This is a genomic window from Mycobacterium sp. PSTR-4-N, assembly GCF_022348085.1.
In the GTDB taxonomy this organism is placed as follows: Bacteria; Actinomycetota; Actinomycetes; order Mycobacteriales; family Mycobacteriaceae; genus Mycobacterium.
Genome location: NZ_JAKRFN010000004.1, coordinates 93,205 through 117,259 on the forward strand (window position 1 = coordinate 93,205; position 24,055 = coordinate 117,259).

General features: G+C 67.2%; 21 protein-coding genes. 12 read left to right on the forward strand and 9 right to left on the reverse strand.

What is annotated here, in order from left to right; genetic code table 11:
• Positions 1-188: 188 nt before the first annotated feature.
• A complete protein-coding gene (locus MHN84_RS07285; protein ID WP_241203970.1) occupies positions 189-1,241 on the forward strand; it encodes a phosphotransferase family protein in 1,053 nt (350 codons plus the stop codon).
• A gap of 10 nt (positions 1,242-1,251) precedes the next feature.
• Here MHN84_RS07285 and MHN84_RS07290 read toward each other — a convergent pair whose 3' ends face one another.
• Entirely contained in the window at positions 1,252-2,010 is a 759-nt protein-coding gene (locus tag MHN84_RS07290; RefSeq protein WP_241203971.1) for a sulfite exporter TauE/SafE family protein, read from the reverse strand.
• A gap of 451 nt (positions 2,011-2,461) precedes the next feature.
• Here MHN84_RS07290 and MHN84_RS07295 point away from each other — a divergent pair, with 451 nt between their 5' ends.
• Complete coding sequence (locus tag MHN84_RS07295) at positions 2,462-2,953, forward strand: homocitrate synthase (protein ID WP_241203972.1); 492 nt, start codon at positions 2,462-2,464, stop codon at positions 2,951-2,953.
• Between the two features lie 10 nt (positions 2,954-2,963).
• Here MHN84_RS07295 and MHN84_RS07300 read toward each other — a convergent pair whose 3' ends face one another.
• Positions 2,964-4,445 carry a cytochrome P450 gene (locus MHN84_RS07300; RefSeq protein ID WP_241203973.1) on the reverse strand — a complete coding sequence of 494 codons (1,482 nt, stop codon included), beginning with the start codon at positions 4,443-4,445 and terminating at the stop codon, positions 2,964-2,966.
• A gap of 127 nt (positions 4,446-4,572) precedes the next feature.
• On the opposite strand from MHN84_RS07300, the gene MHN84_RS07305 reads away from it, so the two are divergent.
• A complete protein-coding gene (locus MHN84_RS07305; protein WP_241203974.1) occupies positions 4,573-5,208 on the forward strand; it encodes a TetR/AcrR family transcriptional regulator in 636 nt (211 codons plus the stop codon).
• A gap of 28 nt (positions 5,209-5,236) precedes the next feature.
• Positions 5,237-6,100 (forward strand): SDR family oxidoreductase, encoded by an 864-nt coding sequence (locus MHN84_RS07310; RefSeq protein ID WP_241203975.1) that lies wholly within the window; start codon positions 5,237-5,239, stop codon positions 6,098-6,100.
• 3 nt (positions 6,101-6,103) lie between these two features.
• Here MHN84_RS07310 and MHN84_RS07315 read toward each other — a convergent pair whose 3' ends face one another.
• Genes MHN84_RS07315 through MHN84_RS07325 form a run of 3 tightly spaced genes read right to left on the reverse strand, consistent with a single transcriptional unit; the run spans position 6,104 to position 8,969 of the window.
• The gene (locus MHN84_RS07315; RefSeq protein WP_241203976.1) at positions 6,104-7,267 is read right to left on the reverse strand and encodes an AAA family ATPase; all 1,164 of its coding nucleotides are present in this window, start codon (positions 7,265-7,267) and stop codon (positions 6,104-6,106) included.
• Positions 7,268-7,278: 11 nt separating this feature from the next.
• The gene (locus MHN84_RS07320) at positions 7,279-8,364 is read right to left on the reverse strand and encodes a DNA polymerase IV (protein ID WP_241203977.1); all 1,086 of its coding nucleotides are present in this window, start codon (positions 8,362-8,364) and stop codon (positions 7,279-7,281) included.
• A complete protein-coding gene (locus MHN84_RS07325; RefSeq protein ID WP_241203978.1) occupies positions 8,361-8,969 on the reverse strand; it encodes a TetR/AcrR family transcriptional regulator in 609 nt (202 codons plus the stop codon). Before MHN84_RS07325 ends, MHN84_RS07320 begins: the two co-directional genes overlap by 4 nt.
• Before the next feature lie 98 nt (positions 8,970-9,067).
• Between MHN84_RS07325 and MHN84_RS07330 the strand changes: the two genes are divergently transcribed.
• From MHN84_RS07330 to nrdE, 4 genes are all read left to right on the forward strand, one after another.
• The gene (locus tag MHN84_RS07330; RefSeq protein ID WP_241203979.1) at positions 9,068-9,634 is read left to right on the forward strand and encodes an NAD(P)H-dependent oxidoreductase; all 567 of its coding nucleotides are present in this window, start codon (positions 9,068-9,070) and stop codon (positions 9,632-9,634) included.
• Between the two features lie 440 nt (positions 9,635-10,074).
• On the forward strand, positions 10,075-10,317 hold the full coding sequence (gene nrdH / locus MHN84_RS07335; protein ID WP_241203980.1) for a glutaredoxin-like protein NrdH: 243 nt from the start codon (positions 10,075-10,077) through the stop codon (positions 10,315-10,317).
• A 39-nt stretch (positions 10,318-10,356) separates the two neighbouring features.
• Complete coding sequence (gene nrdI / locus MHN84_RS07340) at positions 10,357-10,803, forward strand: class Ib ribonucleoside-diphosphate reductase assembly flavoprotein NrdI (protein ID WP_241203981.1); 447 nt, start codon at positions 10,357-10,359, stop codon at positions 10,801-10,803.
• Positions 10,770-12,938: a class 1b ribonucleoside-diphosphate reductase subunit alpha gene (gene nrdE, locus MHN84_RS07345; RefSeq protein ID WP_241203982.1), complete on the forward strand. Its 2,169-nt coding sequence runs from the start codon at positions 10,770-10,772 to the stop codon at positions 12,936-12,938. The genes nrdI and nrdE overlap by 34 nt, the downstream gene beginning before the upstream one ends.
• 72 nt (positions 12,939-13,010) lie before the next feature.
• On the opposite strand, the gene MHN84_RS07350 is transcribed toward nrdE, so the two are convergent.
• Positions 13,011-13,397 carry a DUF5997 family protein gene (locus tag MHN84_RS07350; RefSeq protein WP_241203983.1) on the reverse strand — a complete coding sequence of 129 codons (387 nt, stop codon included), beginning with the start codon at positions 13,395-13,397 and terminating at the stop codon, positions 13,011-13,013.
• A 29-nt stretch (positions 13,398-13,426) separates the two neighbouring features.
• Between MHN84_RS07350 and MHN84_RS07355 the strand changes: the two genes are divergently transcribed.
• Positions 13,427-14,167, forward strand: a complete 741-nt coding sequence (locus MHN84_RS07355) for a LysR family substrate-binding domain-containing protein (protein WP_241203984.1) — start codon at positions 13,427-13,429, stop codon at positions 14,165-14,167.
• A gap of 14 nt (positions 14,168-14,181) precedes the next feature.
• Here MHN84_RS07355 and MHN84_RS07360 read toward each other — a convergent pair whose 3' ends face one another.
• Positions 14,182-14,763 (reverse strand): TetR/AcrR family transcriptional regulator, encoded by a 582-nt coding sequence (locus tag MHN84_RS07360; RefSeq protein ID WP_241203985.1) that lies wholly within the window; start codon positions 14,761-14,763, stop codon positions 14,182-14,184.
• Between the two features lie 142 nt (positions 14,764-14,905).
• Between MHN84_RS07360 and MHN84_RS07365 the strand changes: the two genes are divergently transcribed.
• Positions 14,906-15,751: an LLM class flavin-dependent oxidoreductase gene (locus MHN84_RS07365; RefSeq protein ID WP_241203986.1), complete on the forward strand. Its 846-nt coding sequence runs from the start codon at positions 14,906-14,908 to the stop codon at positions 15,749-15,751.
• Here MHN84_RS07365 and MHN84_RS07370 read toward each other — a convergent pair.
• On the reverse strand, positions 15,748-16,164 hold the full coding sequence (locus tag MHN84_RS07370; protein WP_241203987.1) for a VOC family protein: 417 nt from the start codon (positions 16,162-16,164) through the stop codon (positions 15,748-15,750). The two genes, MHN84_RS07365 and MHN84_RS07370, sit on opposite strands and share 4 nt — an antisense overlap.
• Positions 16,165-16,283: 119 nt before the next feature.
• Between MHN84_RS07370 and MHN84_RS07375 the strand changes: the two genes are divergently transcribed.
• Together MHN84_RS07375 and MHN84_RS07380 are read left to right on the forward strand one after the other, a co-directional pair.
• Positions 16,284-20,462: a TIR domain-containing protein gene (locus MHN84_RS07375; RefSeq protein ID WP_241203988.1), complete on the forward strand. Its 4,179-nt coding sequence runs from the start codon at positions 16,284-16,286 to the stop codon at positions 20,460-20,462.
• Positions 20,463-20,471: 9 nt separating this feature from the next.
• Positions 20,472-21,620: a patatin-like phospholipase family protein gene (locus MHN84_RS07380; protein WP_241203989.1), complete on the forward strand. Its 1,149-nt coding sequence runs from the start codon at positions 20,472-20,474 to the stop codon at positions 21,618-21,620.
• Here MHN84_RS07380 and MHN84_RS07385 read toward each other — a convergent pair.
• The gene (locus tag MHN84_RS07385; RefSeq protein ID WP_241203990.1) at positions 21,590-23,968 is read right to left on the reverse strand and encodes a hypothetical protein; all 2,379 of its coding nucleotides are present in this window, start codon (positions 23,966-23,968) and stop codon (positions 21,590-21,592) included. The genes MHN84_RS07380 and MHN84_RS07385 overlap by 31 nt on opposite strands.
• Positions 23,969-24,055 lie beyond the last annotated feature (87 nt).

The following is a 24,055-nucleotide window of genomic DNA, read 5'->3' on the forward strand; positions in this document are numbered from 1 at the left end:
ACCTACCGGCGGCCAGCGCCGGCAACCCTTACCGAATGGTGTCATCGACGAGATCCGCCGCGCCCGCACGATGCCTGCCGTCCGTTCCGACGAGCTGCTCGATCCCGTCACCACCGACGTCACGCGGCGCGTTCTTGATTGGTCGAAGGTCCGGATCTGCGGGCGCCGCACCTGCCACTATGGCGTGCATGCCAGTCGAGGTGATGCTCTCCGCCGCCGACGTCGCCGCGGTGCAAGCCTGGGTCCGCCGGATCGGGCTCGGGTCCACCGTCGACGACGTCGCACCGCTGACCGGTGGCTCGCAGAACATCGTGGTACGGCTGACGGTCGACGGGCGTCCGATGGTGCTGCGGCGCCCGCCCGAGCATCCCCGGCCGACCAGTGACGACACCATGCGGCGCGAGATCGCGGTGCTCGGCACGCTCGCCGGGTCACCGGTCCCTCATCCCGAATTGATCGCCGGCTGCCACGATCTCGACGTCCTCGGGGTGGTGTTCTACCTGATGGAGTGCGTCGACGGATTCAATCCCGGTACGGACGTCGACGAGGCCTACGTGCGTGATGCGACCATGCGGCACGACGTCGGCCTGTCCTATGCGGCGAGCCTGGCGCAGCTGGGCCGGGTGCCGTGGCACGGCAGCCCGCTGGGGGAGCTGAAACGGCCGGGTTCGTTTGTCGCCAGGCAGGTTCCGCAGTTCATGCGGCTGCTCGAGAGCTACCGCCACGAACGGTACGCACCGGAGTCGTTCCCCTCGGTGGCCGGACTCGCGCAGTGGCTGACGGCCAACCTGCCGCCCGAGACGGAGCCGGGCGTGATGCACGGCGACTGCCATCTGAACAACGTGTTGTTGCGTCGCGAGAAGCCCGAACTGGCGGCGTTCATCGACTGGGAGATGTGCACGATCGGCGACCCGCTGCTGGATCTGGGCTGGCTGCTGGTGTGCTGGCCGGACGGTCCGAACCCGATCCAGGCCGGCGCGGCGCTGGCCGACCTCGGCGGCCTGCCGAGTCGCGGCGAGCTGCTGGGCGCCTATCGCGACGCCGGCGGCAGGACAACCGAGAAGCTCGACTGGTATGTCGCGATGGCGTGCTTCAAACTGGGCATCGTGATCGAGGGCACCTGGTCGCGGTACCTGGCCGGCAGGGCCAGCGCCGAAGCCGGCGAACGGTTGCACACCTCGGCGGAGAACCTCATCCGGTTGGGCACTCGAGTCACCCAGGGCGACAACGTGTTCCTGTGATCGCCGGCGGCTAGTAGGCGTCGAGGCCGAGCTTGATCGTCAAGGCGAGGCCCGCCACCCCGATGACCACCCGCATCGGTGTCTGAGGTGCATGACGGACGACGACGGGACCCAGGCGGGACCCGACAAGGCATCCCAGACCCAGCGCCGCGACCGCCGTCCACTGCACCGGGGCCACGCACGCGAAGATCACCGCGGCGCTGAGGTTGGCCGCGCCGAGCACGACGTTCTTGGTGGCGTTGGCGTGGGCCAGATTCGCTGCGCCGGAACGCAACAGCATCGCGAGTAGCAGCACTCCGGCCGCTGCACCGAAATATCCGCCGTAGATGCAGATCCCGCCGACGGCAACGGCTTCGGCGAATCTGCGGGACGTGCGGCCAGGGGCGGCAGTCCCCATGTCCGAGGAAGGTCTCCTCGGGGCCAGGATGGCCAGTGACGCGATGCCCAGCAGCAACGGCACCACTTTCTCGAATCCCTCGGCTGGTGTGGAGAGCAGTAACACCGCCCCGGCCACACCTCCGAGCACCGCACACGGCAGCAGTCGGGTCACGCGCCGGCGTTGACCCGCCAGTTCGGGGCGCGACCCCAGGATCGACCCGATGCCGTTGAACACCAGGGCGACGGTGTTGGTGACGTTGGCGGTCACCGGGGGCAGCCCTGCAACCAGAAGCGCGGGATAGGTGGCCACCGAGGCCAGACCAGCGATGCTCCCCGTGAGTCCGCCGAGGATGCCGGCCGCGACGAGAAGCAGCGTCTGCGACCACAACATTGGGCCCATTGTGCATCAGACCCTGTGGCTCCATGACGGCACCTCCTCTGCAAGCAAATGGCATTCTGATAATTGCGTAGGTAATTGACTTTGCTGCCATGTCCGAGGATGTTTACTGCACGCGACGCCGATGCTGGGCCGTCGTCGAGCTGGGACACGCTAATGCGTTCTGCTAGTCGGATTTTCACCGTCGGTGTGAATAACCGCCATCCCTGGGATGGCCGGTATGTAATTTCGCGGTGCGCATTTCGCCGACGTTGCGGCAGAACCTGGTACGGCAAACTCCGACTTCATACTGCTTGCCGCTGCGCAGCGCACCGGGCTACTATCGCCGACGTGCCGAAACGACTCGTAGTAGCAACCCGCAGCGGGGTCTGATCCAGACCGACCCCCCGCTGTGGGTCGTTGCTCGTTCGTCGGTCGCTCTCCTCGACCACAAGGCCGGCACATCATGAACTCTCCGATCGCCACGATCGCACCGCGCGACGCGTCCTCGTTCGCCGCCCACGTGGCGGGTCGCGTTCCAGCGCCGCTGCGCACCAGCGCAGACAACCGCAGCTACGACGACTTCGTCGCGGAGTTCGCGCCGACAACCGGCCCGGTCCGGCTGGGCCAGTGGGCCTGCGCCGAGGCGGACCGCCCTTCGACCCGGTGGGGACCACAGGCACAGACCTACCGGGCCACCCTGGCGCTGGGCGACCGCATAGCGACCGCGCAGGCGAGCGCTTGCGGTCCCGTCGCGGCGCTGACCGCCATGCTCCACGAGCGCGGCGTCGCGGTGGAGATGACCGCGTTCCACCAGCGCGCCGCGGGCAGCGACATCGCAACGTTCATCCAGGGCGGCAACGGCACCCGCGTCGAGTGGGCTCTGGGCGTGGCACCAGATCCCGTGCAGTCGGCCCTGCGGGCCGTCGTCGCCTGCGCGAACCGCCTTCTGGCCTGACGGGACGGGCTCAGCGCAGGGGGCGCAGCACGATCGGCATCCCGTCGAGGGGCACGGGCATGCCGCCGTAGTCGTAGCGCGGCGTGTACCCGGACTTGGGGAGCTCGAGACGGTACCGGGTGAGAAGCCGGTGCATGACGGTCTTGATCTCCAACTGTCCGAACACCATGCCGATACACTTGTGCGCACCGCCGCCGAACGGGGCGAACGCGTAGCGGTGCCGCTTGTGCTCGTTGCGGGGCTCCGAGAAGCGCGCCGGGTCGAACTTCTCCGGATCGGTCCACAGCTCGGGCAGCCGGTGATTGATCGACGGCCACGTCACCACGGGGGTGTCGGCGGGCAGGTAGAAGCCGAGCAGCTCGGTGTCGCGGACGGTCTGGCGGAAGTTGAACGGCAGCGGTGTCTGCATCCGCAGTGACTCGTTGACCACCAGATCGTAGGTCTCGAGCTTCTCCAGCGCCTCGATGTCGAGCGGGCCGTCACCGATGCGCTGCGACTCCTCGCGCAAGCGATCCTGCCACTCGGGGTTGGCAGCCAGGTGATAGGCCATCGTGGTCATCGTCGAGGTGGACGTGTCGTGGGCCGCCATCATCAGGAAGATCATGTGGCTGACGATCTGATCGTCGGTGAAGCTGGCGCCGTCCTCGTCCTGCGAATGGCACAGCACGCTGAACATGTCGGTGCTCTCCGAGCGGCGCTTCTCACCGATGCGGCTCGTGAAGTAGCGCTCGAGGGTCTCGCGTGCCTTGATGCCGCGCCACCAGGTCAGCGGGGGCACCGGCTTGCGGACGATCGCATTGCCGGCGCGGGTGGTGGTGGTGAAGGCCTGGTTGATCGTCGTGACCAGTTCGCGGTCGGTGCCGGCGGGGTGGCCCATGAAGACCTCCGACGCGATGTCGAGGGTGAGCTCCTTGATGGCGGGATAGAACAGGAAACGCGGGTCGTCGGCGACCCAGTCGTTGCTCAGTACGCGCGTGGCCACCGAGTCGACGTGGGGGACGTAGCCGGAGAGCCGGGTGCGGGTGAACGCCTCCTGCATGATGCGGCGGTGGAACAGGTGCTCGTCGAAGTCCAGCAGCATCAGCCCGCCGTCGAAGAACGGTCCGATGATGGGGTCCCAGGCCCGCTGGGAGAAGTCCTTGTTGCGGTTGGTGAACACGGCCTGGGTGGCATCGGGGCCGAGGGCCATCACCGCGGACAGCGCCGGGGATTGCGAGTAGAAGATCGGACCGTGCTTGCGGTACTGCTCGACGATGAAATCCGGTCCGCCGCGGAACGTCTCGATCATGTGACCGATGATCGGCAGGCCGGAGTCGCCGGTGATGGCCTTCAGCCCGCTACCCGCCGGCGGCTCGGCGAAGACGAAGCGGTCCCATTCCTTGTTCTTGAGGCGTTTCTCGACAGCACCCATTCCCGGCATCGTCACGGGCGTGGGCTTCAGACGTCGTTTGGCCTGGTCGATCCAGTATTCGGTGGCGCTGATCGTCGGCATCCTGGCACTCCTGAATGAGGGTGACTGTGGTCGATATCACTGCAGACCATCCTGTCGGACCCACTTGACGGCTGTCAAGTTTGGCGGAGTTTGTGTCCTGCGCATCGCGATGCCAAGGTTGTTGGCCATGACCGCCGATCCTGTCAGCAGCGATCCCCGCCGAACTCGCGGTGACCGCCAGCGGGAGGCCATCATCTCCGCGGTGCGTCAGCTGCTGCAGGAACGGTCGTTCGCCGATCTGTCCGTCAGTACGATCAGTGAGCGCGCCGGCGTGGCTCGGTCGGGCTTCTACTTCTACTTCGATTCCAAGTACGCCGTGCTCGCCGTGATCGTGGCCGAGGCGATGGCCGAACTGGACCAGCTCACCCACGACTTCGCTCCGCGCGAGCCGGGGGAGTCGCCGTCGGCCTTCGCCAAGCGAATGGTCGGGTACGCCGCAGCGGTGTTCGCGTCGAACGACCCGATCATGAGTGCGTGCAACCTCGCCCGCAGCACCGACGCGCAGATCCGCGAGATCATGGACGACTTCCAGGACACCGTCGTCAACAAGATCGTCGGACTGGTCGAACAGGATGCGGGGCGGCGGCCCGTGTCCGACGATCTGACCGCGCTGGTGCGGACGTTGGTCGCCGTCACTTCGATGACGCTCGCTCGCGACAGTGCTTTCGTCGGACGCGACACGGAGCCGGGCCGCGCTGTGGAGATCGCCGAGCGGTTGTGGCGTCACGGACTGTGGGGCGGAGACGACCTGTCGGATCGGTGAGGCCGACTCCGCCGGTAAGGTCCGTGCCATGGGATTCGGCGACGGTTTTGCCGGCAAGCGGTGCCTGCTCACCGGTGCGGCGAGCGGAATCGGACGCGCAACCGCACTGAAACTGGCCGCCCAGGGCGCCGAGCTCTACCTCACCGACCGCAATGCCGACGGATTGGCCGCCACCGTCTCCGATGCCCGGGCGCTGGGTGCGGTCGTCGCGGCGCACCGCGCGCTCGACATCACCGACCTCGACGCGGTCACGGCGTTCGCCACCGACATCCACACCGCGCACGGCGCCATGGACGTCGTGATGAACATCGCGGGTGTATCCGCGTGGGGCACTGTCAGTAAGCTCACCCATCAGCACTGGAAGTCGATGATCGACGTCAACCTGATGGGGCCGATCCACGTCATCGAGACATTCGTGCCGCCGATGGTGGCGGCCGGGCGCGGTGGCCACCTCGTCAACGTCTCGTCGGCGGCCGGTCTGGTGGCCCTGCCGTGGCACGCGGCGTACTCGGCCAGCAAGTACGGCTTGCGCGGCCTGTCCGAGGTGCTTCGCTTCGACCTGGCGCGCCACCGTATCGGTGTGTCCGTGGTGGTGCCCGGCGCCGTGAAAACCCCTCTGGTGCAGTCGGTTCAGATCGTCGGCGTGGACCGTGAGGATCCGCGGGTGCAGTGGTGGACAGACCGCTTCGGCGGGCATGCGGTGTCACCGGAGAAGGCGGCCGACAAGATCCTGCGAGGCGTGGTGCGCAACCAGTACCTGATCTACACGTCGGTGGACATCCGCGCGCTGTACTTCGCCAAGCGATTCTTCTTCGGTCCGTACGCGTTTGCGATGACACGGGTGAACGTGCTGTTCACCCGGGCGCTGCGGCCGCCGGCCCGGCGCCGCTGAGCCTCAGCGGCGCCCCCAGTCCCACGGCGGAGTGGTCAGCAGGTCCTGGCCGTCGATCGTGGTCTCGCCCCAGTCCTTCACGAGTTCTATTTCGGTGGTCTCGTCTTCGCCGACCGACGCCGCGGCGAGCCGCTCTCGAAGTGCTGCGGAATGGGTCACGACGATCACCTGGGTCGTCGCGGCGGCTGCGCAGATCAAATCGGCAAGCGGGGGGAGCAGGTCGGGGTGCAGTGAGGTCTCGGGTTCGTTGAGCACCATCAGCGACGGCGGCTGCGGACTCAACAGCGCAGCTGTCCAGAGAAGGAAACGCAGTGTTCCATCGGAGATCTCGGCGCTGCGCAGCGGCCGGAGCATGCCGCGTTGGTGCACACGGAGGTCGAACAGTCCGTCGGTGACCGATACCGAGACCGTCGCGCCGTCGAACGCGGCGGCGACGGCGTGATCGAGGTCGTCGACGCCGGTCTCCGCGATCGTCTGTATCGCCGCTGCCAGATCCGAGCCGTCATCGGCGAGGACGGGGGTGCGTGTTCCCACGTGGGGCCGCCGTGCGGGGGCGTTGGCGTCGGCGCGGAAACCGTCGTAGAACCGCCAGTCCCGCAGCCGTTCCCGAACCATGACGAGTTCGGGTGCGGCGCCGGCCCATTCGGCGAGCACGCTACGGTGCGCGGGCAGGTTACGCGACAGTTCGTCGAAGCCGCGACTGTCGTCGGAGGCGACCTCGACCATCCCTCGCACGCGACGCACCAGTGTCGTGGTCGGGCGGGCGACCGGGCCGGCGAAGACCAACTCGCGTTTGATCTCCGGGTCGCGGGTGAACGCCGAATCGACCGCCTGGGGCAGGCCGAAATCCACCAGGTAGCCGAAATCATCGGCGGCATAACCCAGTTCGATGGACACCGAGCGGGTGCGCGGCCCACCCTGGGCGGCGCCGGTGCGTCGCGCGCCGGCGAGATGTTCAGGCCCGGCCCACAGCGCCGATTCGACGCCGCCCTCCCGGGCGAAGGAGCCGATCACCTCGCCGCGACCACAGTCGGCCAGCAGACGCAGCGCCCGGTAGAGCGAGGACTTGCCGGTGCCGTTGGCGCCCGTGACGACGGTCAGCCGACGCAGGGGCAGTACGAGATCTCGAAGTGAGCGGTATCCGCGAACCGCGACGGTCTGCAACATCGGAACCGACGCTAGTTCCCGGCACCGACAGGGGCTCCGCCGGTTGCCATGTCGCTCATCGACAGCTCCAGGCGGACGCCGAGGAGTCGCACCGGGCGCTCGAGGTCGAAGTCGCCCAGTAGGGCCAGCGCGGTGGCGACCACGGTGTCGGAGTCGACGGTCGGTGCCGGCAGCGTGCGGATCTTGGTGCGGGTGTAGAACGTCGCGGTCCGCACCGTCACCGCCACCCGGATCACCACCCGCTGTTGCTCGACGATCTCGGCCAGCGTCTGCTGCGCGAGGTCGGTGATCGCGGCGGCCATGTCGGACCGATCGGTGAGGTCCTCGGAGAAGGTGACGACATGACTGCGGGAGCGCGGTATCCACGGGGCGGCACTGACCGTCGTGTCGCCACCGCCTTTGGCCAGGAGCAGGATCCACAGGCCGGTGGTCGGGCCGAAGGTCGCGGTCAGAACCTGGGCGTCGGTCGCCGCCAGCTCGGCGACAGTCGTGATGTCCATCGCAGCAAGCTTTTTGGCCGTCTTGGGACCGATGCCCCACAGCGCGTCGACGGGTCGGTCGCCCATCGTCGCCATCCAGTTCTCGTCGGTGAGTGCCGCGATCCCGCCGGGCTTGCCGAAGCCGGTGGCCACCTTGGCTCGCTGCTTGTTGTCGCTGATGCCGACCGAACACGTCAGCCCGGTCTCGGCGGCGATCGTCTCCTGGATGCGTCGGGCCAGCGCGAACGGGTCGGCCTGCCCTGCGTCGACGTAGGCCTCGTCCCAACCCCACACCTCGACAGGGAGGCCGAGATCGCGAAGCGCGGTCATCAGCCGCTCGGAGGCGGCGTCGTAGGCATCGGGATCGGACGGCAGGAACGTGGCCCCGGGGCAGCGTCGCGCCGCCACCCGCAGCGGCATCCCCGCGCGCACGCCGTGCGCGCGCGCCTCGTACGACGCGCAGGTGACCACCTTGCGGGCCTCTGTCGGATCGCCGTTGCCCCCGACGATGACGGGCAGCCCGACCAGGTCGGGGCGGCGCTGCAGTTCGACCGAGGCGAGGAACTGGTCGGCGTCCACGTGCAGAATCCACCCACCGGATCGTCCCCGGACGGTCATGTCCCGCAGATCTTGCGGGCCAGCGTCTCCCATGAGTCGCCCAGCTGGTCCAGCGTGCGGCCACGGTCGGTGGTTTCGTGGCGGACGTAATCGGCGTCGAGGAGTGCCAGCAGCGCGGTGGCCTGGGCGTCGAGGTCACCGGTGGTGCCGGCCTCCTCGAGCAGTACGCGGACGTGGCGATGGTGCAACATCATCGGCGCGTTGAAGCGCATCTGGGGGTCCCGGCCGACGTCGGAGAGCAGGGCGTGGTGGCTGTTGACGAAGCACAGCCGTTCGCGGCCGTAGGCGATCAACCGGTCCAGCGGGGCGGCGCCGGGACCCAGCGGCGGCGGACCGAACAGGATGGCCTGCTGCTGGGCCTTCTCGTCCTCGTCGAGCAGCACGATCATCAATCCGGCGCGACTGCCGAACCGGCGGAACAGCGTCCCCTTTCCGACGCCGGCGGCCGCGGCGATGTCGTCGGTGGTGACGGCCTCGGCGCCGTGCTGGGCCACCAGGCGACGTGCAGCATCCAGCAGCAACGCGCGGTTCCGCGCGGCGTCACCCCGCTCAGGGGGGCCGGAATCGCTGACCGACAGCGTCGTCAGCCCATCAGAGCCGCTCACCTGGCAACTCTAACTCAGCGGGAATTAATCGGACCGTGGTCCGGTTACACTGCGCAAGTATCGAGGTCGACGATCACCGAGAACTCAAAGGAGATGACATGGCGCCGAGCACGGTTCTGGTCCTGGTGGGCAGCTTGCGGAAGGAGTCGATCAACCGGCAGCTGGCCGATCTGGCGGCCGAGACGGCACCCGAGGGGGTCACGCTGCAGCGGTTCGATCGTCTCGGCGAGCTGCCGTTCTACAACGAGGACATCGACAGTGCATCGGAGCCTGAGTCGGTGCCGGTGCCGGTGCCGGAGCCGGTCGCGGCGCTGCGGGAGGCGGCGGCCGGTGCGGACGCGGCACTGGTCGTCACCCCCGAGTACAACGGGAGCATCCCGGGCGTGCTCAAGAACGCGATCGACTGGCTGTCGCGGCCGTACGGCAACGGCGCCCTCAAGGACAAGCCGGTCGCTGTCATCGGTGCCGCTCTGGGCCAGTACGGGGGCGTGTGGGCCCACGACGAGACGCGCAAGTCGTTCGGGATCGCCGGGCCGCGCGTCGTGGAGGATCTCGAATTGTCGCTGCCCGCGGCGTCGCTCGACGGCAAGCATCCGCGGGAGAGTGCAGAGGTCGTGGCCAAATTGCGCGACATCGTCGGCAAGCTGGTCGCCGAGATCGGCTGAGTCACACGTCACCGACGCCGCCCGGCTTTGCTCCCTATGCAAAGCCGGGCGGCGTCGTTTGCTGAAGTGTCGTCGGCCTTGCTCCGGAAATGCCGGTGTTGTCGGTGGGTGCTGGTAGACCTGTCGCATGGATGCGCTAGGCCCTTCATGTGATCTGCGACACGCCAGAATCGCCGCGACACACCGCGGTGACCAGGCAAAATTCCAAACGTGTTATTACGATCATCTTGTGTGTGCTCTACTAACGAGGCACAACATCTAGTGCCCTAGGGTGGAGAGCGACGAGAGACGCGATCTGCGCTCGGCGGGGTTCCGGGGGGAAGTTCCCCTCCCGGATCGACGTTGAGACCAGGGAGGGTGAATCGCCCGGCCGGCTGGGGTGCGTAGTGACCAGGAAAACGCCCGTTGTTGATGAAAACTTTCGCTGAGGGAGCCCGCAAATGACTGTCACCGTGTACACCAAGCCGGCTTGTGTGCAGTGCAACGCCACGTACAAGGCACTCGACAAGGCGGGCGTGGCCTACGACGTGGTCGACATCAGCGTGGATTCGGAAGCGCGGGACTATGTGATGGCCCTCGGCTACCTGCAGGCGCCGGTCGTCGTGGCCGGTAACGACCACTGGTCGGGGTTCCGTCCCGACCGCATCAAGGCGCTCGCCGGCGCATCCGCCGTCACCGCCTAGAGACCCCTGTCCGACGAATCGACCGAGAGGAGCAGAGGCGTGAGCAACCTCGTCTACTTCTCGAGCGTGTCGGAGAACACGCATCGGTTCGTGCAGAAGCTGGAACTGCCCGCCATCCGGATCCCTCTCAAGGAGCGCATCCAGGTCGACGAGCCGTACGTGCTGGTCTTGCCCACCTATGGCGGCGGGCACGCCAACGGCCCCGATCCCGATTGCGGGGGATACGTCCCCAAACAGGTGATCGCTTTTCTCAACAACGAACACAACCGGTCGTTGATCCGCGGCGTCATCGCCGCGGGTAACACCAATTTCGGCGCCGAATTCGGTTACGCCGGGGTCGTCGTCTCACGTAAGTGCGGCGTCCCGTTTCTCTACAGGTTCGAACTCATGGGGACGACGGACGATGTGTTCGCCGTTCGCGCAGGATTACAAGACTTCTGGAAGGACCAGACGTGCCACCAACCGTCACAGCTGCAGAACCTGTAACCACCGGCGTGCACGCGCTTCCGGGCGAGATGGACTACCACGCCCTGAACGCGATGCTCAATCTGTACGACGCCGACGGCAAGATCCAGTTCGACAAGGATGTGCAGGCGGCGCGGGAGTACTTCCTGCAGCACGTCAACCAGAACACGGTGTTCTTCCACAGTCAGGACGAGAAGCTCGATTACCTGATCGAGAAGGAGTACTACGAGCGCGAGGTGCTCGACCAGTACTCGCGCAATTTCGTCAAGACGCTGCTGGACCGCGCGTACGCCAAGAAGTTCCGGTTCCCGACGTTCCTGGGCGCGTTCAAGTACTACACCTCCTACACGCTCAAGACGTTCGACGGGAAGCGCTACCTCGAGCGCTTCGAGGACCGTGTGGTGATGGTGGCGCTGACGCTGGCGTCCGGCGACACCACGCTGGCCGAGAAGCTGGTCGACGAGATCATGGACGGCCGCTTCCAACCGGCCACCCCCACGTTCCTGAACTCGGGCAAGAAGCAGCGCGGCGAGCCGGTGAGCTGCTTCCTGCTGCGCATCGAGGACAACATGGAGTCGATCGGTCGCTCCATCAACTCGGCACTGCAGCTGTCGAAGCGCGGTGGCGGAGTGGCGTTGCTGTTGAGCAACATTCGCGAGCACGGCGCGCCGATCAAGAACATCGAGAACCAGAGCTCGGGCGTCATCCCGATCATGAAGTTGCTCGAGGATTCGTTCTCCTACGCCAATCAGCTGGGTGCCCGCCAGGGCGCCGGTGCGGTGTACCTGCACGCCCACCATCCCGACATCTACCGGTTCCTCGACACCAAGCGCGAGAACGCCGACGAGAAGATCCGCATCAAGACGCTGTCGCTCGGTGTCGTCATCCCCGACATCACGTTCGAGCTGGCGAAGAAGAACGAGGACATGTACCTCTTCTCGCCCTACGACGTGGAGAAGGTCTACGGCGTCGGTTTCGCCGACATCTCGGTGACCGAGAAGTACTACGAGATGGTCGACGACGCGCGGATTCGCAAGACCAAGATCAAGGCACGCGAGTTCTTCCAGACCCTCGCCGAGCTCCAGTTCGAATCCGGCTACCCGTACATCATGTACGAGGACACGGTGAACCGGGCCAACCCGATCGACGGCAAGATCACCCACAGCAACCTGTGCTCGGAGATCCTGCAGGTGTCCACGCCGTCGGAGTTCAACGACGACCTCTCGTATTCCAAGGTCGGCAAGGACATCTCCTGCAACCTCGGCTCGCTGAACATCGCCAAGGCCATGGATTCGCCGGACTTCGCGCAGACCATCGAGGTCTCGATTCGCGCGTTGACCGCGGTCAGCGACCAGACGTCGATCACGTCGGTGCCGTCGATCGAACAGGGCAACAACGAATCCCACGCCATCGGTCTGGGGCAGATGAACCTGCACGGGTATCTGGCCCGCGAGCGGATCTTCTACGGGTCCGAAGAAGGCGTGGACTTCACCAACATGTACTTCTACACGGTGCTCTACCACGCGCTGCGGGCATCGAATCGCATTGCGATCGAACGGGGTCGGGCGTTCGGCGGGTTCGAGCGCTCCAAGTACGCATCGGGGGAGTTCTTCGACAAGTACACCGACCAGGTGTGGGAGCCGTCCACCGACAAGGTGCGGCAGATCTTCGCCGACGCCGGCATCCGGATCCCGAACCAGGACGACTGGAAGCGGCTCAAGGAGTCGGTGCAGGAGCACGGCATCTACAACCAGAATCTGCAGGCCGTTCCGCCGACCGGGTCCATCAGCTACATCAACCACTCGACCAGCTCGATCCACCCGGTGGCGAGCAAGATCGAGATCCGCAAGGAAGGCAAGATCGGTCGCGTTTACTACCCGGCGCCGTATCTGACCAACGACAACCTGGAGTACTACCAGGATGCCTATGAGATCGGATACGAGAAGATCATCGACACCTATGCCGCGGCCACGCAGCACGTGGATCAGGGGCTGAGCCTGACGCTGTTCTTCAAGGACACCGCCACCACGCGCGATGTGAACAAGGCGCAGATCTACGCCTGGCGCAAGGGGATCAAGACGCTCTACTACATCCGGCTACGGCAGATGGCCTTGGAGGGCACTGAGGTGGAAGGTTGCGTCAGCTGCATGCTGTAGCTGACGCCCGACCACAGTGCGGTGTCATACGCGACACGCCGCGACGGGCGTATGACACTTCACTTTCGGCGGTCAATCGCCGGCGGCCTGCTCCGCGCGCAACGCCTTGAGCCGTCGTTCCTCGCGCAGCACGTTCTGGTAGCTCTCGCGTTCGGCCACCAGCCAGTCCGGCTTGTCGGCCAGCAACGCGTCGATCTGCTCGGTGGTCAGCGCCTCGGTGACCCCGCCGCGGGCCAGCCCCGCGATCGACACACCGAGCTTGGCCGCCACCAGGTTCTTCGGGTGCGGGCCGTTCTTGCGCAGCTCCTGCAGCCATGGCGGTGGATCGGCCTGCAGCGCCGCGAGCTCGTCGCGGGTGATGGCGCTGCTCTGGAAGTCCTCGGGCGTCGCCGGCAGGTAGACGTCCAACTTCTTGGCCGCCGTGGCGGGCTTCATCGACTGCGAATTGGGCCTGCTCATGCCGCTCAGGGTATCGGTAGCCTGAGGCCGTGCATCCGCCCTCGCTCACCGTCGGTTACGTCCCAGGAGGGACGCCGGCGAAATGGGCTCGTAAGTGGGCGCAGCGCCATCCGCGAGTCCGGCTCGAGCTCACGACGATCCCCGCGGCCGACGCCGCCGACGCGGTGCGCGCCGGTGCCGTCGACGTCGCGGTGCTCCGCCTGCCCACCGACACCGTAGGGCTCGCGGTCATTCCGCTCTACGAGGAGACCACCGTGGCCGTCGTCGCAGCGGATCACCTGCTGAGCGCCGCGGACGAGATCACCGCCGCCGACCTCGCCGACGAACCACGGCTCGTGCCTCACGACGACGTCGTCGACTGGCCCGACGCACCCGGTGACCCCGCCGCCCATCGACCCGAGAACACCGCAGCGGCAATCGAACTCGTCGCCGCCGGAACGGGCGTGCTGATAGTCCCGCAATCGCTGGCGCGGCTGCACCACCGCCGCGACGTCACCTTCCGGCCCATCGCCGACGCGCCCACCTGTGCCGTCGCGCTCGCCGTGCCCGAGGGGCCGCAATCGGCACTCGTCGACGATTTCATCGGCGTCGTTCGCGGCCGCAAGCCGGGCTCCTCGCGCGGTCAGACGGAGCCGGCCCCCAAGCGGACCGCGCGCGAGAAGACCTTGGCCAAGCAAGCCGCGCGGGCCGCTGCGGGCAAGGTCGCCCGCAAGCCCGACAAGCCCGTCAAGCCGGGCAAGCCCGGCAAGCCGGGCCGCCGGGGTCGCTGACGTCGGGCGCGCACTCAGACCATCGGCGCGCGCGACGCGGTGAGGCCTGCGACGAGCAAGCCGACCACCCGGCGTGCGTCATACCGCTCATCCTTCTCCGCTCCGACACACAAATTGCCGACGCCCCTCAGGAATTCATACGCATCGACGTCTGCCCGGATCTCGCCCGCGACGGCTGCCTCCTCCAGCAGTCGGGTCGCGACGGGCAGTAGACGGTCGAGAAAATAGGTGTGCAGAGCCTCGAACTGGGCGTTGTCCGACTGCAGGGCCGCTGCCAGGCCGTGCTTGGTGACGAGGAAGTCGACGAACATGTCGATCCACAGTTGCAGCGCCGTATATGGCGAATGCTGTTGTAGCAGAGCGCTTCCCGCCACAGCGCAGCCCTCCATCTGATGCCGGAAGACGGCGATGACCAGGTCTGCCCGAGTGGGGAAATGGCGGTAGATGGTGCCCACGCCGACACCGGCGCGGGCGGCGACGGCCCGCACGGGTGCCTCGACGCCGGACTCGACGAAGGCCGCTGCGGCGGCGTCGAGCAGGGTGCGCTCGTTGCGCCTCGCATCGGCCCGCTTGCGTGGCCCCTCTGCCTCGGCCATGGCCCTCCCTCGTCGGGGTTGCGAAAACGGAACATCGCTCCGTATCGTTCGAACGGGAACAGTGTTCCGTTTCCGATCATGCCAGCCCGACCGGGCCACGAGACAAAGGACCGACGCCGTGTCGCACCCAGAGTTCGGACTCATGACCGCCCCGCAACAGGTCGACTACCGCGACGTACTGCGGGTGTGGCTCGAGGCCGATGGCGTGCCCGACATCGCCTCGGCGTGGTTGTTCGACCACCTCCTGCCGATCGCGGGCAGCCTCGACGGCCCGATCTTCGAGGGATGGACTCTGTTGTCGGCGCTTGCCGCGCAGACCGAGCGATTACGGGTCGGGCTGCTCGTGACAAGCAACCGCTTCCGGCCTCCGGCAATGCTCGCGAAAATCGCGACGACGGTCGACGTGGTGTCCGCCGGGCGGCTCGACTTCGGGATCGGCGCCGGTTCGCGGCCCAGCCACCCCCTCGCTCGGCGTGAATACGACGCGCACGGCCTGCCGTACTCAGACGCCGACGATGCGGTGGCGAGCCTGGCCGAGGCCTGCGCCATGATGCGACGGCTGTGGACCGCTGATGCCCCATTCGACTTCGCCGGCGCCCACCACCGGGTGACCGGAGCGTTCGGCAACCCGAAGCCCGTCCAGCGGCCCCACCCGCCGATCGTCATCGGTGGCAGAGCCGCTGCGACACTGCGGGTGGTCGCCGAGCACGCGGACATCTGGAACATTCCAGGCGGTGACATCGCCGACGCCGCCGACCGTAGCGCGATGCTGGATCGCTACTGCGCGGACATCGGGAGGGACCCGGCCGAGATTCGCCGCTCCATCGCGTTGCCGGTGTCCTACGAGCGCCCCGCGGACACCCGGAAAGCAATCGTCGAAGCGGTCGATGCCGGCTTCGAGCACCTCGTGCTGATGCTCTCGGCGCCCTACCCGCAGGGCGTCGCGCGCTGGGTGGCGGACGAGATCATCGGTGCCTCGGTGCGCTAGATCGTCAGCGTGCCGTCGGTGTTGATCGTCCACGCCGGGTTGAGTGCCACCTCCCAGACGTGCCCGTCGGGGTCGGCGAAGTAGCCCGAGTAGCCACCCCAGATCACTCGTTCGGCCGGCTTGAGCAGCGTCGCACCCGCGGCGACGGCCTGCTCGAGCACGGCGTCGACGTCGGCTTCGGAGCGCTGATTGATCGCAATGGTGATGCCGCTGAACCGGCCGTCGACGGGATGGTGGGCGTCCTCGGCGAGATCAGCGCGGCCGAACAACGCCAACGCGATACCGGGCAGCTGATAGAACACCACGCCCTCGGGGGCGTCGTGGGGCTGCCAGCCCAGGCCGTCTTCGTAGAACCGGCGGGCCCGCGCGAGATCGTCGACACCGAGCGTGATCAAGCTGATGCGTTGCTCCATGTCGCGACGGTAACGCCGCACCCCGACAGGACCAGCTTTCGCACCTCGATCATCGATCGCAGCAACGACGACTGCACTAGCCTTACCTGAACGTCAAATCCTGTCGGGGGGGCGAGCACGTGTCACGCATCTTTCTCAGTCATTCGAGTCGAGACACCCGCGAGGCGATCGCACTCAAGCAGTGGCTGGTCGACCAGGCGCCCCCACTGGCAAACGAGATCTTTCTCGATGTCGATGCCCAGACAGGTCTTCAGACAGGCACGCGCTGGAAAGACGCGCTACGGCAAGCTAACAACAGGTGTGAGGCGGTCGTCTGCCTGCTCTCGCGCAACTGGGAAGCCTCCCACGAGTGCAAGGTCGAATACCGCACCGCCGAGAATCTCAACAAGCAGATCTTCGTCGTGCGTCTCGAACCGTCCACGGGGAACGACCTCACGTCAGAATGGCAACGCTGCGACCTTTTCGGCGACGGGCCCAAGACGTCGATCGATGTCGGTGACGGCGACCCGGTCGAGTTCTCCACCGCGGGGCTCTATCGCTTGCGCGACGGAATCCGGGGCGCCGGCATCGGAGCGGACTCGTTCGTGTGGCCGCCACCGGGGGATCCCGGCCGGGCGCCCTACCGCGGATGGGAACCGCTCGACGAAGCCGACGCAGCGGTGTTCTTCGGCCGCGACGCCCAGATCGTGCGCGCCCTGGACACCCTGCGCGGTATGCGATTGTCCGCCGTGACGTCGTTGTTCGTGGTCCTGGGACCGTCGGGCACCGGCAAGTCGTCCTTCCTGCGCGCCGGACTGCTGCCGCGGTTGCGGCGCGAAGACCGCAGATTCGTCGTGATGGACATCGTGCGCCCCGAACGTGACGTGCTCTCCGGGGACGCGGGCTTCGCGGCATCGATCTGCTCGACCCGCGCCCAGCTCGGTCTCTCAGCGCCCAGCCTCGGTGAGATCAAGGCGGCCTGCGCAGCGGGCGATGCGGCTGCGGTCGCGCAATGGGTGTCCGAGATTCGGCAGGTCGCGGCCGACAGACTGCTCGAGCGCGGTGACGACAGGGACGCTTCGGCTCCCACGCTGGTGCTGCCGCTGGATCAGGCCGAAGAACTGTTCAACGCCGAGACCAGCGACAGCGGGGAGAGGTTCCTGGCTCTGCTGCGGCAGGTGATCGACAGCGTCAACCGCGCCGACCTCGGGCTCCTCGTCGCGGCCACGATCCGCACGGACCGATTCGAGACCCTGCAGACGCACCCGCAATTGAGCGGGTTGGGTACCGCCCTGTTCGACGAACTCAAACCGATGCCGCCCACCCAGTTCAAAGAGGTCATCGTCGGACCCGCGGAACGCGCCAGCGGCAACGGGCGGCCCTTACGGATCGATCCCGAGCTGGTGGATCGGTTGCTGACGGACGCCGGAGTCGGCGCAGACACCCTGCCGATGCTGGCGTTGACCCTCGCGCGCCTCTACGCCGACTACGGGAGCACAGGCGAACTGACCTCCAGTCACTACGACAGCCTGGGCGGGATGCTGCGCGTGGTGGAAACCGAGATCGACCAGGTCCTGTCGCGTGACCCGAACGAGCGCACCCGACAACTTCAGATCCTGCGGCAGGCGTTCATCCCATGGCTCGCGACGATCAACCCCGACAGCGGGCAGCCCATGCGGCGGGTGGCGAAGGTGTCGGATCTGCCACCGCAGAGCCGCCCGCTGATCGACGCGATGGTCGCAGAACGGTTGATGGTCAAAGACGTTCGTGGTGGAACCCCGGTGGTCGAGGTCGCCCTGGAAAGCCTCCTGCGACAGTGGGGGCAGCTTGCGGCTTGGCTCCGCGAGGAGCACAAGGACCTGCGCGACGCCGACGACGTGATCCGCAGCGCCCAGTCCTGGCGAACGAGCGGACACGACCCCGCCTGGTTGCTGGAGGGCACCCGGCTCGCAGACGCCACCGTGCTGGCGAACAAACCGGAGTTCAGGCAACGACTCGCCGAGATCCACGACTACCTCGATGCGTCCCATGCGCGCGAGGCGCAACGCCGCGAGGCCGAGGAGCGCCGCCGTCAGGATGAGCTGGCCGCAGCCCAGGAACGAGCCCGCTACGCCCAGGAGCAGCAGGCGGTGGCCGAGCGCCACACCGCAACTCTGCGCAAGCGCAGCCGCGTACTGCGTGCCGTGGTGGCGGTCACCGCCATCGTCGCGGTGATCGCCGCGATCGGTTTCGTTAGGGCGAACTCCGCCAGCAACGAAGCGCAGCGGCAGTTCCGCGAAGCGACGAGTGCCCGGTTGACCAGCGACGCCCTGGCGATGATGCAAGGCACCCGTGGGGGCACCGACACCCGGGCACTGCAGCAGCTGCTGGTCGCACGCGAGCTGGCGGCTACACCTGATGACTATGCGCTGACGACCATCGTCGAACAGGACGGCAACACCGCCAAGATCATCCCTGCACAGGGGCTCATGGTCGATGTCTCCTACAGTCCCGACAACAGACGCATCGCCGCTTCGGGGGTCGACGGATACGTGCGAGTCTGGGATGCCGATTCCGGGCAGCCGATCGGTGATCCGATGCCCGATCACACCGGCATGGCGCATGTGGCCTACAGCCCGGACGGTGATTCCCTGGTGACGGTCGACGGGGCCGGGACCATACGCATCTTCGCAGCGGACGGCTTGTCACTGACACACGAGATCGACAGCGACACCGAGATTCTCACCACGATCGCGTTCACCTCGGACGGTGATCGGTTCGCCACCGTGGGCGAGAATCGGGTGATCCAGATCATCGATACGGCCAGCGGTTCCGCAGTACGCGAAATCCCGAGCGGGCATGGCGAGTACGTGAGTGCGCTCGCATTCAGCCCCGACGGCCGCCAACTGCTCTCCGGAAGTGAGGACGGCACCCTGCAGATGTGGGACGCCGCGACAGGAACGGCGGTGGGGCCACGAATCGACGCCGGGGGCTTGGTCAACGATGTGGCATTTCGGCCCGACGGCCGTCGGTTCGCCAGCGGCGGCGATTCACTCATGCTCTGGGATGCCCAGACGCGCGAACCTGTCGGTGAACCGATGGAAGGTCACTTCAACTCGGTGACGGCGGTGTCGTTCAGTCCCGACAGCCAGGTGCTGGCCACCGGCAGCGCCGACTCCTCACTGCGGTTGTGGGACGCCGAGACCGGGGCATTCGAATGGAACGCCCTGTTCGGCCACGAAGGCAGAGTCTGGGGTATCCGCTTCAGCCCCGACGGTCGACACATCGCCAGCGCCAGCCGCGACGGCACGGTGCGCATCTGGGACCCGATGAAAAGCCAACCGCTGCTGGGGCACACCGCCGCAGTTCGCGACATCGGCTACAGCCCCGACGGCGAATTCCTGGCCAGCGCGAGCGAGGACGGCACCGTCCGGCTGTGGGATCCCGTCAGCCATCAGCTGCTGGGCCGACCCCTCGATGTCGGAGTCCCGTTGTACGCGTTGGCTTTCAGCCCGGACAGCACCCTGCTCGCGGCCGGTGGCGACAGCGGAACGGTCGTGGTGTGGAATCTGGGGTCGCGGCAGCAGGTCGGACGGTTCGAGACCAGCGAGAGGGCATCCGTGCGGACATTGCAGTTCAACCAGCACGGAAGTCGGCTCAGCGTGCTCGACTGGGCCGGCAACGCCAGCGTGATGGACGCCGGTTCCGGTGAACGAATCGGAGAGGCGATCCCCGACATCGAAGCGATCACCTTGTCACCGGCATGGGATCGCGCGGCAACCAGCCGCAGGTCCGAATACAGCGTGTACGTGTTGCCGATCGGCGGGGACGAGCAGTCGTCGCAGGTGACGTTGGAGGGCCACACGAACAGGGTGGGCAGACTCGTGTTCAACGGCGACGGAACCCTGCTCGTGTCCGCGAGCGACGACACCACGGTCCGCAGATGGAACCCGGGCACCGGGGAGACCATCGGGGAACCCCTCGCCGGGCACACCGACGAGGTGCTCGACCTCGCCTTCAGCCCCGACGGCTCCCGGTTGATCACCGGTAGCGCAGACACCACCGCCCGGCTCTGGGATGTCGCGACCGGTCGTCAGTTGGCAGATCCTTATGGCGGTCATCAACAACGGGTCACCAGCGTTGCGTACAACCCCGACGGTGCCGGCTTCGCGACCGCGAGCAACGACGCCACCATACGGGTGCACACCGCTTCCGCCTCGCCGAACGATCTGTGCGCCAAGCTCACCGCGAACATGAGCCACAGGCAATGGAACGAGTGGGTGTCACCGGACATCGACTACATGCCCGGATGCCCTGATCTCCCGATCGCACCGGACTGAGAGGTGACCATGCAGCACCGCACGCGCGACGAGCACCTCCTCGGCGATGGACCCAAGCGCATCCTCGCCCTCGACGGCGGCGGCATCCGCGGCGCGTTGACGCTCGGCTACCTCGCCCGCATCGAGGAGATCCTGCGCGACCGTCATGGCGGCGATCCTGATTTCCGGCTGTCCGACTACTTCGACCTGATCGGCGGGACGTCGACCGGCTCGATCATCGCGACGGGGCTGGCGCTCGGCTTCGCGGTCGACGAGCTGGTCGAGCTGTACCGCTCGTTGGGCGACAAGGTGTTCGACAAAGGCCTGCTGCGCTTCGGGCTGCTCGGTGCGAAGTTCCCGAAAGAGCCGCTGCTCGACGCCCTGGACCGGCACTTCGGTGACGTCACGCTCGGCGGTGACGAGGTGCGCACCGGGCTCATGGTGATGACCAAACGGCTGGACACGGGCAGTCCGTGGCTCCTGCACAACAGCCCGCGGGGCAGGTATTTCGCCGGCGACGATGGCAGCTATCCGAACCAGGATTTCTTGCTGCGCAACATCGTTCGCGCGAGCACCGCCGCGCCGCACTATTTCGAACCGGAGTTGCTGCACATCGCGCCGGGCACCTCCGGAGCCTTCGTCGACGGCGGGGTGAGTCCCTACAACAACCCCGCGCTGCAGATGCTGATGCTCGCGACGTGCGGCGGCTACGGATTGTCGTGGCCGTTCGGCGCCGACAGGCTGCTGCTGGTGTCCGCGGGCACCGGACTGCGCCCGGTGCAGATGCCGGCCACCGACGTCATGGACATGCCGGCGGTCGTCCTGGCCGCGCAGTCGATGCTGTCCATCATGGCGGACGCGAACTGGCTGGGACAGGCTGTGCTGCAATGGATGTCATCGAGTCCGACGGCGTGGTCGATCGACGGCGAAGTCGGGGATCTGCGCGACGATCGGCTCGGCGGTGGCCCCGACATGATCAGCTATCTGCGTTACGAGGTGGCTCTCGAGTCGCAGTGGCTCAGAGCCAATCTCGGGCTGAACCTGGATGAGGCCGCCTGCGACGAGCTGTACGCGATGGACAATCCGCGCAACCTCGCACAACTGTCCCGGATCGGAGTGGCCGCTGCGGCACGGCAGGTGCAGCCCGATCATTTCCCTGCCGCGTTCGACCTGTCCTGAGTCACCGGCTCGTAGCGACGCCGGAACTCGTCGCCGGGCACCGCCCAGACGTCGCCGTGGTCACCCTGCACGAGCCATGACTGGCCGGGTGCGGTGATCGACCCCTCCAGGGTCTCGACGGCCTCGCCGTCGCGCGCGGGCCGAGCGAGTACGGTGCCGGTGCGGCGCCAGCGTCGCCCACCGAGGTGGCGGTGGGTGGCGTGGAAGATGTCGTCACGCACCGACCAGGGCGCACCACCCGATTCCTCGCGCACTTCCCAGTCCCCGGCCTGCGCCGTCAACGTCGATCCGTCGGGTGCGGTCCACGTCCATCCGGCCGGGCGCTGCTCGGCGAGCACCGCGCCGGTTCTGCGATACGGCGCCCAGCCCGCTGCGGGCGCCGGGAGGGAGCGATATCCCAGTTCCCGCAACGTGATCAGCGTCGCGGCCAAACTGCGCAACGCGTCGTCGAGCAGTGCGGGCTCGGACGAGACCTGCGACCAGTCGATGAGTTTGTCGTGCACCTTGGTGCGGTCGTCACGGCGCGTTCCGAACCGCCAGCCGTGGCCGCGGTAGTACCGGCACCAGTCCTCGTGTTCGGCACGCGCCATCGCCTCGGCCGTGGGTCGGTCGAAACCCAGGCGACGCAACTGCTCTGCAGGTGGCCGGCCCTTCAGCTCGGCCGGTGTCACGCCGTCGAACGGGTGTCCCCAGCAGTTCCAGGTGTGCCCCCCGATCTTCTCGACGATCCACAACGCGTTGCGCACCTGTCGACGATTCGATTCGCGATAGAACTCGTCGAGTCGGTTCCACGGAACCGCGGTGGCTCCGGTGCCGGCATCGCCGACGTAGCGGTCGTGGATCAACGCCGCGGCACGTTCCCAGGCGTCGTGCGCCTGACCGCCGGGAAGGTCGAGGCTGAGTCGGTAGGTGTAGAGGCGCCCGACGACCGCGACCCGTTCCTGGGTGGCGTCGGCCAGAGGGTTGTGCACGTGGATCACGGTGTCGGGCAGGCGTGCTGCGATCCGGGTGGCCGTCGAGGTGTGCTCGGCGCTGTCGACGAACACCAGGGCTGTCGTCGTCGGATCGCCGCCGGCGATCAGTTCGCTCACCGTGTCGAAGGTGGGGTCGGCATCGACGGCGATGACGTCCGAGGCTCGGTCGGGATGGCCCAGTTGGTCGCAGGTGAATTCGTAGTCGCGTCGGTGCTGGATCGCATCGCCGGTGACCACGTGCAGGTCGGGGAGGTGTCCGCGGCCGCGGTACTCGAGTTCCAGTCGCCGGGTGAGCATGTCGGCGCAGAGCGCGGTGGTCAGCTGCGACGAGCCACACACCAGTAGTCGTTGCACGCGGGCACCCGTGAGGATGCGGTCGAGAAGGCGGCGTGCGGTCACCTCGTAGATTCCGACGGTGTCCGCCGCCCAGCGGTTGTGCGCGCCGCCGAAGTGCTGGGCTCGCCACGCCGCGGCTTGCCACGGGTCGTCGATCCGGACGATCAACGGGATTCGCTGCCGCTCGTCCCCGCCGTGCGCGGTGATCCACCGCAACCGCAGGAGGTTCGTCGACGGATCCGGCCCCAGCAGGTAGAGCCGGTCGATCTTGTGCCAGAGGGGCAGTGCGACAAGCGGTTCGGGCTGGTCGACAGCAACGGCGAGCACGCGGGCGCCGGCGGCGCGCGCGAGCGCGGCGAGGTCGCTGTCGTCGTTGTCGGTGATGACCACCGGCACGCGGCCCCGTCGCACCGTGTGCGCCACCGCCCGCACCAGAGGTAGCGAGTCCTCGTCGAGTCCGACCACCACGGTGACCGAGCGCGCCAGACGCACTCGGAGGCGGTCGAATCGGGACCGGAACAGCGCCATCGCGACGCCGACGATCGACATGAACAGCGCTGCCAGAGCGGAGATCTGGGCGATGTTGAGAGCCACCGGCATAGGAGAGGGGCAGCTGCCGCCGCTCAGGCTGCGGGCGGGATCGCCTCCTTTGACCAGGGCGGCCGTCCACAGCAGTGGGGTGAAGACGTCGGGATGTTGATCGTCCTGGCAGCGCCAGTAGGAGGCGATGCCCAGGACGGCCGTGCCGACCGCCAGCGCTGCGACGATGGCGACCGGAGCGTCCGACCGCCGGCCCGGCGAGCGGCGGGCGAGTGTCAGGCCGAGCAGGATCATGACCGTGACGACGATCCCGATGGTGACCGCGGAGTTCGGTGCCCCGAACCAGCGAATCCCCGTCGGCAACCGTTCGCGCAGTTGCGGCCAGGCGGCGATCACGGCCAGATATCCGAGCAGAACGCCCGTGAGTGCCCACAGTGCGGTGCGCGTCGCGGCGGCGCGGCCGACGACGCCGTTCGCCAGGCTGTTCGCGGGCCGCACGCCGGGGAGTCTAGTGATCGCGGGGTCGAGAGGGTGCCTGCTGGTGAAAACCACACCGCCGGGTGTGGACTGTCACTCCAACACCCG